This window comes from Paraburkholderia sp. RL17-373-BIF-A (assembly GCF_046030175.1).
In the GTDB taxonomy this organism is placed as follows: Bacteria; Pseudomonadota; Gammaproteobacteria; order Burkholderiales; family Burkholderiaceae; genus Paraburkholderia.
Map to the genome: position 1 here is coordinate 215,699 of NZ_JARESO010000001.1, position 12,687 is coordinate 228,385.

The window sequence follows — 12,687 nt, forward strand, 5'->3', positions numbered from 1 at the left end:
CATGAGCGAGCTTTTCATCGACGGCGAATGGGCCGCCGGCACAGGACCCGCATTCGCGTCGCACAACCCGGGCACGGGCGCGACGGTGTGGGAAGGCAACAGCGCCTCGGCGGACGACGTCGATCGCGCGGTGCGCAGCGCACGCCGCGCGTTCGCCGCGTGGTCGGCGTTGAGCCTCGACGAGCGTTGCGGCGTGGTGCGCCGCTTCGCCGCGCTCGTGACCGAGCGCAAGGAAGCGCTGGCTGAAGCGATCGGCCGCGAAACCGGCAAACCGCTGTGGGAAGCGCGCACCGAAGCGGCGTCGATGGCGGCCAAGGTCGAGATTTCGATTCAGGCCTATAACGAACGCACCGGCGAGAAGCGCTCCGCGATGGCGGACGGCACAGCGGTGCTTCGGCACCGTCCGCATGGTGTGGTGGCCGTGTTCGGGCCGTACAACTTTCCAGGTCATTTGCCGAACGGGCATATCGTGCCGGCGCTGATCGCGGGCAATGCGGTCGTGTTCAAGCCGTCGGAACTCGCGCCCGGTGTGGCCGCGCTCACCGTGCAGATCTGGCGCGATGCCGGTTTGCCGGCAGGCGTGCTGAACCTCGTGCATGGCGAGAAGGACACCGGCATTGCGCTCGCGAACCATCGGCAGATCGACGGCCTGTTCTTCACGGGTAGTTCGGATACCGGAACATTGCTGCACAAGCAATTCGGCGGCCGCCCGGAGATCGTGCTGGCGCTGGAAATGGGCGGCAACAATCCGCTCGTGATCGGACCGGTGGCCGATGTCGACGCCGCCGTGCATCACACGATTCAATCGGCGTTTCTGTCGGCGGGTCAACGCTGCACCTGCGCGCGCCGCATTTTCGTGCCGAACGATGCATTCGGCGACCGCTTCATGGAACGCCTCACCGAGGTCACCTCGCGCATCACCGTTGGTGAATACAACGCCGATCCGCAGCCGTTCATGGGTGCTGTTATCTCGGCGCGTGCTGCATCGCGCCTGGTCGCGGCGCAGGAACGTCTGCTGGCCGATGGCGCCAAGGCGCTGCTGAAGATGGAACAACGCGACCCGAAGCTCGGGTTCGTGACGCCCGCGATTCTGGATGTCACAAGCGTGAAGAACCTGCCGGACGAAGAACACTTCGGGCCTTTGGCGCAAATCATCCGCTACGGCAGCTTCAACGAGGCGCTGGAACAGGCCAACGACACCGAGTTCGGCCTCTCCGCCGGCCTGCTCGCCGACGACGAAGCGCTCTGGACGCACTTCCAGCGCACCATCCGCGCGGGCATCGTCAACTGGAACCGGCCGACCAACGGCGCATCGTCGGGCGCGCCGTTCGGCGGGCCGGGCCGCTCGGGCAATCACCGGCCGAGCGCTTACTATGCCGCCGACTACTGCGCGTTCCCGATGGCATCCGTCGAAAGCGCGCAACTGCAAATGCCCGCGAGCGTCTCGCCGGGCCTTCAATTCTAAGGATCGACGATGCAAGCCACTGAAGCCAATTTCGACGGCCTGGTCGGCCCGACCCACAACTACGCGGGACTCTCGTTCGGCAACGTCGCGTCGCAGAACAACGAGAAGTCGGTTGCGAATCCGAAGGCGGCCGCGCGGCAAGGCCTGCGCAAGATGAAGCAACTCGCCGATCTCGGCTTTCATCAAGGCGTGTTGCCGCCGCAGGAGCGTCCGTCGATGCGTCTGTTGCGCGAGCTCGGTTTCTCCGGCGACGACGCGACCGTGATCGCGCGCGTGGCCAAGGACGCGCCCGAGTTGCTGGCCGCGGCGAGTTCGGCTTCGGCGATGTGGACCGCGAATGCGGCGACGGTGAGTCCGTCCGCGGATACGCACGACGGCCGCGTGCATTTCACGCCGGCCAATCTGTGCAGCAAGCTGCATCGCGCGATCGAACATGAATCGACGCGCCGCACGCTGCGCGCGATTTTCAACGACGCCGACCGTTTCGCGGTGCACGAGGCACTGCCCGGCACGCCGGCGCTCGGCGACGAAGGCGCGGCGAATCACACGCGCTTTTGCGCGGAATATGCGGCACGTGGCGTCGAATTCTTCGTGTATGGCCGCAGCGAGTATCGTCGCGGGCCGGAGCCTAAGCGCTTCCCGGCGCGTCAAACCTTCGAGGCGAGCCGCGCGGTCGCGCACCGTCACGGCCTCGCCGATGCGGCCACGGTGTACGCGCAGCAGAACCCCGACGTGATCGACGCGGGCGTGTTCCATAACGACGTGATCGCGGTCGGCAATCGCAATACGCTGTTCTGTCATCAATTGGCGTTCGTCGAACAGAACGCGGTGTACGACGAATTGCGCTCGAAGCTCTCCGGTCTGAAGGCGGACTTCAACGTGATCGAAGTGCCCGACGCGCAGGTGAGCGTGGCCGACGCCGTCACCTCGTATCTGTTCAACAGCCAGTTGCTGACGCGCCCGGATGGCCAGCAGGTGCTGGTGGTGCCGCAGGAATGCCGCGAAAACCCGCGCGTGGCTGCTTACCTCGACGAACTGACGTCACGCTCGGGCCCGATCGACGACGTGCTGGTATTCGATCTGCGCGAAAGCATGAAGAACGGTGGCGGGCCGGCTTGCCTGCGCCTGCGGGTCGTGCTCGACGACGCGGAGCGCGCGGCGGTCACGCAAGGCGTGTGGATCAACGACACGTTGTTCGGCCGTCTGGATGCGTGGATCGAAAAACACTATCGCGACCGTCTCGCACCGGCCGATCTGACCGATCCGCAATTGCTCGCCGAATCGCGCACCGCGCTCGACGAACTGACGCAGATTCTCGGTTTGGGTTCGCTGTATGACTTCCAGCGCTGAGCGCGATATGCCGGTTTCGATGCTCGACGATTTCCTCGCCTACACGCTGGCGAGCACGCGGCCGGCCGCTGGTGAAGCACAAGGTACGTGTGCCGGTGGCGTGCGCTGGTCGTGGCTGGACGACGGCGTGCTGTTGATGGAACCGGCAACGCAGGAAGAGGGCGTGCGCAGCGTGCTCGTCTCTGCAGGCGTGCATGGCGACGAGACCGCGCCGATCGAACTGCTGGGGTTTCTGGTGCGCGATATCGCGCAGGGCACCGCCGCGTTGACTTGCCGCCTGCTGGTGATTCTCGGCAACGTCGACGCAATGCGCGACGCCTGCCGCTATCGCGATGACGATCTGAACCGCCTCTTCAGCGGCCGTCATCTGCAGGTGCCGCAGAGCTACGAGGCGCCGCGTGCCGCCGCGCTGGAGCAGGTCGCGACGCAATTCTTCGCGGCAGCGCCGGATCAACCCGGCGCGCGCTGGCATATCGACATGCACACCGCGATCCGCGCGTCCGCCTTCGAGCAGTTCGCGTTGCTGCCGCACACCGGCAAGCCGTTTTCACGCGCGATGTTCGAGTGGCTCGGCGAGGCGCGTATCAGTGTGGTGCTGTTGCACACCACCAAGGGCAACACGTATTCGCATTTCACCGCGCAGGTATGCGGCGCCGAAGCGTGCACGCTGGAACTCGGCAAGGTGCGTCCGTTCGGCCAGAACGATCTGACGCGTTTCGCCGGTGCCGATCACGCGGTGCGTCATCTGCTGGCCGGCATGCGTGGTGAGGCGCAGGGGAATCTGCCACGGGCGTTCACGGTCATCGATCAGATCACCAAGCAAAGCGATGCGTTCGAATTGCTGGTCGCCGCCGATGTGGCGAATTTCACGCCGTTCGCGAAAGACACCGTGCTCGCGCGCGATGGCGAGTATCGCTATGTCGTGCAGCACGACGAGGAGCGGCTCGTGTTTCCGAACGCGACGGTCAAGCCCGGTTTGCGCGCCGGCTTGATGGTCGTCGAGACGACGCAGGACACGCTGTCGAAACTCGTGTAGGCCACCACGCAAGACCCAAACGTTGCGCGCCTCGGCGCGCAACGTTTTCCCTCAGGCCGCCGCCTAGGCCGCGTTCGCGCGGATCAAGCCTTCGGCCACCATCGCTTCACGCACCTTCGGGCGCGCCGCTACGCGCTCCAGATACGCACCCAGCTTCGGATAAGCACCGAGATCGATCGACAGCATGCGTGCCCAACTCAGCACCGTGAACGCATAGGCATCGGCGACCGAAAACTGTCCCGTCAGATAATCGCGTGTCGCCAGCACACGCCCCAGTTCGCCAAAACGCGTGGCGAGTTTCGCGCGGCATTCGGTCTTCGTCGATTCGGCGGTCTCCTGATGCCGGAGCCAGGGACTGAACGTCTTGTGCAACTCGGTGCTGATATACGTGAGCCAGCCGAGCGCTTCGAGCCGTTGCAGCGAACCCGCAGGCGGCAGCAAGCCCGCCTCGGGCACGAGATCGGCGACGTATTGCAGCAGCGCGGCGCCTTCCGTGTGGCGCGAGCCATCGGCGAATTCGAGCAGGGGCACATAGCCGCGCGGCGAGATCGCGTAATAGTCGTCGCCGTTGGCGAGCTTGTGCGTTTGCAGATTGACCTTGACGCCTTCGAAGTCGAGATCCGCTTCGCGCAGTGCAATGTGAACCGCCAACGAACAGGCGCCCGGTGAATAATAGAGTTTCATGATGGTTTCGCTATGAACGGGAGTGAAGTTGCCGGCAGCTGCCGGTGGCGAGGCTCGTCGGCCGACAAGTCCATGTGGTAAAAGTAGCCCGGATCGGATTCCGAATAAACAGGCGGCTTGCCAAACCATGCGTGCAAAAACGCAATACGAACTGACTTCGGCGGATACGCAGACCATTCTCGCGCTGGTGCGCGCCGGCACGCTGGCGGAAGCCGCGCAGCGTTTGGGTATCGACGCCTCGACCATCTTTCGCTCGGTGCAGCGGATCGAACGCGGGCTGGGACAGCGTCTGTTCGAGCGCTCGCGCAGCGGTTATCGCGCCACGCCGCTCGGCGCGCAACTGGCGCGACATGCCGAGCGCATCGAAAGCGAACTCGCCGCGGCGCGCTCCACGGTGCAGGCGAGCAGCGACCGCGTGTCCGGCAGTGTTCACGTGACGACCACCGACACCGTGCTCTACGGCCTCGTGTTGCCCGCGCTGCATGATTTCGCGGCGTTGCATCCGGCGTTGTCGTTCGAACTGACCGCAGCCAACAGTCTCGCTAGCCTCACCAAGCGCGATGCCGATATCGCCGTGCGCGCCACGCGCCGCGCGCCGGATCATCTGGTCGGCAAGCACGTGGGCCCGCTGCGTATCGCGGTGTTCGCCGCCAGGAGCAGCGGCATCCACGCGAGCGATGTGGATGCGCTGGCGCGCTGCGACTGGGCCGCTCCCGACGCCTCGCTCGGCGATCACCCCTCCGTGTTATGGCGCAAGCGTCATTGCCCGATTGTCGAGCCGCGCTACAAGACCAACAGCGTGATGGCCGTGTTCGAACTCGTGGTGCGCGGTTTCGGCGTGGGCATCTTCCCGACTTTTCTCGCGCGCGGCCGCGACGATCTCGTGCAATTGACGCCGCCGCTCGACGAAGCCGAGTCGCAAGTCTGGGTGCTCGCGCATCCGGAGTCGCGGCATTTGCCGCATGTGGCTGCCGTCTATACGCATCTGTCGCAGCAACTCAGTGGCGATTTCGCAGCCGGCGACGGCGCGCTTTAACGCGTTTGTCTTTGCCTGCACGCGACAGCTATTTACACCTTTACGCGTAAGCCCGAAGCGCGTGCCCAGCAACGCGCCACGCGGCGCGCCCGCAGGCGCGGCAAACGAAGCCTGTACAATCGCGGCCTCGCGGCTGTTGCGCTGCACCACACCGGCCGCACGAGTTTGAATCGCATTTTTGGCGCGGCAATCATGCTTGCCCGGATTCGGCTCCGTCTTATTCAATACCGTAGAGGAACACCCGTAATGAAGATGAATTGGCGAAACATGGCTGCGCTCGCGCTGTTCGCGGCGGCAACGGTTACGGCCGGCACCGCATCGGCTGCCGATATCAAGGAAGTGCATTTCGGCGTCGAGGCATCGTATGCGCCGTTCGAATCGAAGTCGCCGTCGGGCGATCTGCAGGGTTTCGACATCGACGTCGGCAATGCCGTGTGCGCGAAGCTGAAGGCCAAATGCGTGTGGGTCGAGAACTCGTTCGACGGTCTGATCCCGGCCTTGCAGGCGCGCAAGTTCAACGCCATCAACTCGGACATGACGATCACGGATCAGCGCCGCCAGGCGATCGACTTCACCGATCCGATCTACACGATCCCGAATCAGATGATCGCGAAGAAGGGCAGCGGTCTCGTGCCGACGCCGGCTTCGCTCAAGGGTAAGCATGTCGGCGTGCTGCAGGGCACGATCCAGGAAACCTACGCGAAGGCGCGCTGGGCGCCGGCCGGCGTCGACGTCGTGCCTTATCAGACGCAGGACCAGATTTACGCCGACCTCGCTTCGGGGCGTCTGGACGCCGCGTTCCAGGACGCGGAAGCCGCATCGAAGGGCTTCCTGAAGAAGCCGCAAGGCGCGGGCTTCGAGTTCGCCGGTCCGGCCGTCAGCGACGAGAAGCTGCTCGGCGCGGGCGTCGGCTTCGGCATCCGCAAGGGCGACAAGGCCTTGAAGGACGCGCTGAACCAGGCGCTCAAGGAACTGAAGGCGGACGGCACGATCGACCGTTTCGCGGCGAAGTACTTCGACGTGAAGGTGGTGTTGAAGTAACGCGCTACGCGTCTCACGCGATTCGTTGTATGTGATGAAAAACGGCCGCTATTGCGGCCGTTTGCATTTGCGCGGTGGCACGACATTGACGTCGATAGAAGCCTCGCCACGACGATCAACCGTTCAATCGTTCAACGCACGTTCGCTTCCGGCTGATCGAGATAATCGAACACCACTTCGCCGAGACCGAGCGTCAAATCGGCAATCAGATGACGCGCCTCGACGATCTCCAGCACCGGCAACTCGGCAACCGGCGCGAGCGCATGCGGCGCCAGTTCGAGCGCGGCCGGGCCGGTCCATGCGCCTTTCAGATCGATGTCCTGCAGGTAGTAGCGCACCAGTTCGCAGATGCGCGGGGTGCCGTCCACATGCGGAATCACCTTGAGCAGGAAGTTCGGCGTTTCGAGGCGTTTCTTCTGCTGCGCCAGATCGAGTTGACGATGCTTGTAGCCCATCGTGCCGGTGGCGATGCGCACCGGACCGTAGTCGAGCGTGCCGACGAGCGTGTCGGTATGAACGGCGAGCACCGGGTTCGCGAGCTTCTTCGGAAAGCCCCACAGTTCGCGGCCGCCGGCGATCGGCGGATGGTCGTCCAGATACATGGCCAGCGTGTAGCCGCCCGCCACGCCCTTGTGCGACACCGGAATCACCTGGCCGCTTTCCGTGTAATCGCCGAAGCCCGTCGAGTCCGGCATGCGGATGAACTCGTAATGCACCAGCGGCTCTCCGATTTCGAGCGGCTCGGGCACGACGGCGCGCAGTTTGTCCGGATCGGTGCGGTAGGTGATGATCAGGAATTCGCGGTCGATGAACCGGTACGGGCCCATGGGAAATGCCGGGCTCGTGATCGGCATGGCGAAGGCATTTGACAGCACGCTTTTGACGTCCATGTTTTTCCTTGGTGGTTAAACGCGGTTGGAACGCTTCTGCACTGCACAAGAGTATCGGCGATTTTGCGCCGGATCGCTTTCAGACTCATCTCCAATTATTTCGAGATATTGCTTCACGGACGTGTCCGCGCATGGCGGCCTGAGCTAAAATCGGCAGACGCACCGCGGGCCACGGGCTTCACACCTTGGGCCGTGCTAACGTGCAGCGAAAATCAAAATACAGCAGTAAGCGCCGGGGCGGCGCTTAGCGGGGGAGTGCAATGACCACCATCGCAATCGAGAATCCGGGCCACACGGGTGCAACGGACGATGCGCAATTGAATGCCAGCTTCGCGCGACAGCCGATTCTGAATCGGGACGGCATGCTGTGCGGCTACGAGATCAAGGTGCGCGCACCGGAATGGACCGCGGACATGCTGGAGGCCGCACGAGCCCCCGCGGACGCGAACAGTGGTGCCGACGCCTCGTCGTGCCGCGCGCCCGATCCGGCGCAACGCGTGGCGCGAGCCATCATTCACGGCCTGCTTCAGGGCAATGTGCGCGGCGCGCTGACCGGGCATCCGGCTTATGTCGACGTCAGCCGCGAGATGCTATTCGACGACGCGATCCTGCGGCTGCCCGCCGAGCGCTTCATGCTCGAACTGGCGCCGGCGATCGAGTTCGACGAAGCGCTAGTGGCGCGCATCGTCAAGTTGCACGGCCGCCGCTATCGCTTCGTGCTCGACGAGGTGACCCAGCCCGACGAAACCTTCGCCAAACTGCTGCCTTACGCGGAAGTCGTCAAGATCGATTTCACGGGCGTGCCGCGCGTGCTGCTGCCGAAACTGGCGAGCGTGCTCAAGTCGGCGGGCAAGCTGCTGGTCGCCTCTGGAATCGACGCGCAAGCCGATTTCGAAACGGCCCATGGACTCGGCTTCGATCGCTTCCAGGGTTACTTCTTCGCGCGCGCACAGACCTCGGCTTCGCGCCGCGTCAGCGCGCCGCGCCATGCGTTGCTGAACCTGCTGCAACTCCTCTCGGGCGATCCGACCGTCGCGCAGCTCGAAGCCGAACTCAAGCTGAATCCGGTGCTGGTGATGCACCTGATGAAGCTCGCGAATTCCAGTGGCCTCGCCGTCGGCCACAAAGTCACGACGCTGCGCGAAGCGATCAACGCGACCGGCACCAACCGCATCGCGCGCTGGACGCAACTGCTGCTCTATGCAGACGGCCGCAAAGTCGCCCTCGAGGACGATCCCTTGCTGCAACTCGCGGCGACCCGCGCGCGTTTCATGGAACTCGCAATCGAGCGCCTGCCCGAAGCCGGCCGCGACGAAGCCGATGCGGCGTTCCTGACCGGCGTGTTTTCATTCGTCGACGCGGTGTTCGGCGGCTCGCTCGAAAGCACCTTGAACGTGCTGACGTTGTCGCGTCCGATCCAGGCAGGCATCCTGCATCGACAGGGTGTGCTGGGGTTGCTGCTGAGCGCGGTCGAAGCGCTCGAACGCGGCGCATGGGATGAGATCGAAACGCTGTGCGCGCGCTTGCAGCCGTTGACGGTGGAAGAGGTCGCGGAACTGGGGCTAGCGGCGGGCGCGTGGGCCGGTGTCGCGGACCGCAGCGCGGAAGGGCTGGAAAGAATCGAAGATTGAGAAAAGTGACTCGTCCGGAGGCCGCGGCATGCCATGCATGGCGGCCTCGGCGAGCCTGACTCGACTTCAACGTGGCGTCGGGCAAATACAGAACAGGTGAGAGTGAAGCGCCGTGATCAACGATCACGCCAGGTCTTCACATCGTCTCCATTTCCCGCATCTGCCCCAAGCCGAAAAAACGGCCTAACTCCTTGGCCAGTTCATTCAACACGCTCATCTCTTTCTGTGAGATGCGCCGTGGCTCCTGACTATGCGACCAGTCGCCGTAGAGCAGCGCCACGGTCGTGTCGCTTTCATCGACGACCGGCAGCAGCACGAAGGCGCGGGCGTCGTCGAATGAGCGGCGGAACCATTCGGGCAGGCGCGCGACCATCTTCGGGTCGCGTGCGTTCTCGATGAAAATGCCCACCGAGTTCGCGATCGCCAGATGAAACACGTCGGGCTCGAAGGCGGTATTGAAGGTTAGCTTGGGCAACGCCGCGTCGATCTTCGGCCCGAGACCGAGGCGCGCCTTGAAGGTGCCGTTGCTGTGCTTGACGAACACCACGGTGCGCGCAAAGCCGAGGCCTGCGAGCAGCGTTTCCGCGGCCATCGCCAGCGCCGGCTGGAGTGGACTGCCGTCGGGCAGGCCGCGCAGATCTTCGACGCCCACCGCGATGCGGGCCTCGGGATTGAGCGCCTCGCGCGCGATCGCATCCGCATTGGCGCGCAACTCGACGATTTCGCGCATCACGCCGTCGCCGCCTTCCTCGCGGGCGAGCGCCACACTCATTTCGAGCAGCACTTCCGGATCGGTGTTGAGCGCGCCGCTATATTCCTGCGCCAGTTCGGCGATGCGTTGCTCGCGCTCCCAGTCCGGCATGTTCTGCTGGGTGAGCACGTCGGCGACCGCCGTCGAGTAATTGGTGATGGCGCGTAGCCACTGCACCTGGCGCGGCTGCGTGACGTCTTGCGGGTCGAACTCGCCCATGCCGGAGCGGATCATGTCGGGCAGACGCCAGCGCACGGCGGCTTCGGCGCCGATTTCGTCGAAGGTCACGCCGAGCACCAGCACGCAGGCGTCGGCTTCGAGCGTGCCGTCGTCGATATGGCGGCGAATCTGATCCCATTCGGCGTCGAGATAGAACACCACCAGCAGCTTACCGATCTGCCGCATCAGCGTGCAGACCACGGCTTCTTCACCCGCGCGCAGATCGCCGCGTTCGGTCAGCTTGCGCGCGACGCAGCCCGACAGCAGCGTGCGGTTCAGTTCGAGTTTTGCGTCGATGCGGCGCGGCGCGCTGTGATGGAAGTGATCGACGATCTTCAGGCCGACCACGAGATGGCCGACCGCGTCCATGCCGAGCACCATCAGCGCGCGCGACACGGTCGTGATGTTGCCGCCGAACGCCATGTACATGGCCGAGTTGGCGAGCCGCAGCACTTTTTGCGTCAGCGCGAAGTCGGACAACACCACCTGCACGAGGCCGGTGAAGTCGAGGTCGTCATTGTTCATCGCCGCCATGGTGGAGCGCAGCGATTGCGACAGCATGGGGAAATCGCCGCGCTCGCTCATTCGCGTCCAGAGCCGGTCGAGCACCGCCGCCTTTACCATGTGAGTCCCGCCAAAGCCATACATGTTCCAATGAGTGCCACGCCGGCCAGAGGCCGGCTTGTTCCGCTGCATGAGCAGGCACATGAGCCGCTACATGAGTGCTTTGCCTGCATTGCTATGCGCTGTGCAAGTGAAGCGTGCGCGCTTCGAAACGCTGCGCGAGTTCGTCGGAGGGCAGCGCCTTGCAGACGAGCCACCCCTGGATGTGGTCGCATCCCATCTCGGTGAGCAGGGTGCGCTGCGCTTCCGTTTCGACGCCCTCGGCCACCAGTTCGAGATCCAGTGTCTGAGCGAGGCCCACGACAGCGCTAACGATTGCCTGATCGTTCCGGGAGGTTAGCAGATTCTCGACAAAACTCCTGTCGATCTTGAGCTTGGCCAGCGGGAAGCGTTGCAGGTAAGCCAGGCTCGAATAGCCGGTGCCGAAGTCGTCGACCGCAAAGCGGATGCCCATTGCCGTCAGGTCTTCGAGCAGGCCCTTGGCATGCGCCGGGTCGTGCATCAGCAGGCTTTCGGTAATCTCGAACACGAGGCGGCGCGGATCGATGCCGGTCAACTCGATCGCCTCGCGCACGGAGTCCTTGAAGCGCGGATCGCGGAACTGCTGCGGCGACACGTTCACGGCCACGTATTGCAACGCGATGCCTTTCGCGTCCCACTGGATCAACTGCATGCAGGCCACCTTCAACACCCAGTTGCCGAGGAAGTTGATCAGGCCGATCGACTCAGCAAGTGGGATGAACATGGACGGCGGCACCAGTCCGTGCACCGGATGCAACCAGCGGATCAGCGCTTCCACGCCGACCACGCCGTGCGTGCGGCTGCTCGTGATCGGCTGGAAGTGTAGCGAGAACTCGCCGTTGCGCACACCGTCGTAGAGGTCGGCCTCCAGCTTAAGGCGTTCGGCGTCGGCGGGGTTGTCGTCGGGGACGTAGAAGGCGAGCGTGTTGCCGCCGGCCGCCTTGGCCTGCAAGAGGGCGTGGTCGGCCCAGCGCAGCAGGTGGGTGTCGTGGGCGGCTGTGTCGTTGGCGTGGCGCACGTCGGGATAGAGCGCGATGCCGATGCTCGCCGACAGATGCACCTGCTGGCCGTTGAACACATACGGCTGCTGGATCGCGGTCAAGAGGCGCCGCGCCAGCGTTTCGGCGGCGGCCGCCGCGTCGGTGCGGCTGGCGGCGGGCTTCACGAGGATCGCGAACTCGTCGCTCGCCACGCGCGCCACGGTCTCGCTCGGGCTCGTCATATTCAGTATGCGGCGCGAGGTGTCGCGCAGCATTTCGTCGCCGGCGTCGTAGCCGAGCGCGCGATTCACGCGCTGATAGTCGTCGAGGTCGAGCAGCAGCAGCGCGGCCGGCGTGCCGTGCGCGTCGGCTTGCTGCTGGGCGTCGAGCAGCGCCGGGATCAGCGCCGACTGGTTGGCCAGATTGGTCAGGCGGTCAAGATGCAGCGCCTGGGTCAGGCGTTCCTCGGTGGCGCGCCAGGCCGACACGTCGAAACCGGCGATCGCATAGCCTTCGGTGCCGTCGTGGCTGCTGCGCACCACGCGCAGTTCGACGGTGATCGGGTAAGTGAGCGACTTGATCAGGCCGAGTGTGGCCTTCTCGACGTTGCCCGAGACGGCGGCGCGGGTCAGCAGGGTGTCGAGCCGGGGCACGTCCGCCGGCGCTACCAGGTCGTGCAGCGTGATGGTCTCGAGATACTCGCGGTGATAGCCGATGAAGCGCAGGCTGGCCTCGGACACATAGATGAAGCGCAGTTCGTCGTCGACGTGCGCCAGCAGGTCGACGGCGCCGACCACCTGTTCCAGTTGCGCAGCGCGGCTTGCGGCCGTCTGCGGTTTGCCGTCCACGCGCCGGCCGAACGCACGAAGCCGGTCGATGACCGTGCGCAAGGAGCCCCGGCGGGGCGCGGTGATCCTGTTCGCTTCCATGTTTATCGCTGGCAACCTGTATTCGTCTGC

Annotated in this window: 10 protein-coding genes; 6 read left to right on the plus strand and 4 right to left on the minus strand. The window is 64.6% G+C overall.

Annotation, left to right across the window (positions count from 1 at the left end):
• Window position 1 precedes the first annotated feature (1 nt).
• From astD to astE, 3 genes are read left to right on the plus strand one after another with little or no spacing between them, the layout of a single operon-like run.
• Window positions 2-1,465: a succinylglutamate-semialdehyde dehydrogenase gene (gene astD, locus P0D80_RS00935; protein WP_408280296.1), complete on the plus strand. Its 1,464-nt coding sequence runs from the start codon at window positions 2-4 to the stop codon at window positions 1,463-1,465.
• Window positions 1,466-1,474: 9 nt separating this feature from the next.
• On the plus strand, window positions 1,475-2,815 hold the full coding sequence (gene astB, locus P0D80_RS00940) for an N-succinylarginine dihydrolase (protein ID WP_408179288.1): 1,341 nt from the start codon (window positions 1,475-1,477) through the stop codon (window positions 2,813-2,815).
• A complete protein-coding gene (astE, locus tag P0D80_RS00945; RefSeq protein ID WP_408280300.1) occupies window positions 2,799-3,851 on the plus strand; it encodes a succinylglutamate desuccinylase in 1,053 nt (350 codons plus the stop codon). The genes astB and astE overlap by 17 nt, the downstream gene beginning before the upstream one ends.
• A 63-nt stretch (window positions 3,852-3,914) precedes the next feature.
• Here the strand turns inward: astE and gstA are convergent, their stop codons facing one another.
• The gene (gene gstA / locus P0D80_RS00950) at window positions 3,915-4,535 is read right to left on the minus strand and encodes a glutathione transferase GstA (RefSeq protein ID WP_408280303.1); all 621 of its coding nucleotides are present in this window, start codon (window positions 4,533-4,535) and stop codon (window positions 3,915-3,917) included.
• A 127-nt stretch (window positions 4,536-4,662) separates the two neighbouring features.
• Here gstA and P0D80_RS00955 point away from each other — a divergent pair, with 127 nt between their 5' ends.
• The gene (locus P0D80_RS00955) at window positions 4,663-5,571 is read left to right on the plus strand and encodes a LysR family transcriptional regulator (protein WP_408280305.1); all 909 of its coding nucleotides are present in this window, start codon (window positions 4,663-4,665) and stop codon (window positions 5,569-5,571) included.
• A gap of 246 nt (window positions 5,572-5,817) precedes the next feature.
• Window positions 5,818-6,612: an ABC transporter substrate-binding protein gene (locus P0D80_RS00960; protein ID WP_408280308.1), complete on the plus strand. Its 795-nt coding sequence runs from the start codon at window positions 5,818-5,820 to the stop codon at window positions 6,610-6,612.
• A gap of 131 nt (window positions 6,613-6,743) precedes the next feature.
• Here the strand turns inward: P0D80_RS00960 and P0D80_RS00965 are convergent, their stop codons facing one another.
• Complete coding sequence (locus P0D80_RS00965; RefSeq protein ID WP_408179283.1) at window positions 6,744-7,502, minus strand: acetoacetate decarboxylase; 759 nt, start codon at window positions 7,500-7,502, stop codon at window positions 6,744-6,746.
• A gap of 260 nt (window positions 7,503-7,762) precedes the next feature.
• On the opposite strand from P0D80_RS00965, the gene P0D80_RS00970 reads away from it, so the two are divergent.
• Window positions 7,763-9,133, plus strand: coding sequence for an EAL and HDOD domain-containing protein (locus P0D80_RS00970; protein WP_408179282.1), 1,371 nt, complete (start codon window positions 7,763-7,765; stop codon window positions 9,131-9,133).
• 136 nt (window positions 9,134-9,269) lie between these two features.
• Here P0D80_RS00970 and P0D80_RS00975 read toward each other — a convergent pair whose 3' ends face one another.
• The gene (locus tag P0D80_RS00975; protein WP_408256956.1) at window positions 9,270-10,727 is read right to left on the minus strand and encodes an HDOD domain-containing protein; all 1,458 of its coding nucleotides are present in this window, start codon (window positions 10,725-10,727) and stop codon (window positions 9,270-9,272) included.
• A 115-nt stretch (window positions 10,728-10,842) separates the two neighbouring features.
• Window positions 10,843-12,657, minus strand: a complete 1,815-nt coding sequence (locus P0D80_RS00980; protein WP_408179279.1) for a putative bifunctional diguanylate cyclase/phosphodiesterase — start codon at window positions 12,655-12,657, stop codon at window positions 10,843-10,845.
• Between the last annotated feature and the right edge of the window lie 30 nt (window positions 12,658-12,687).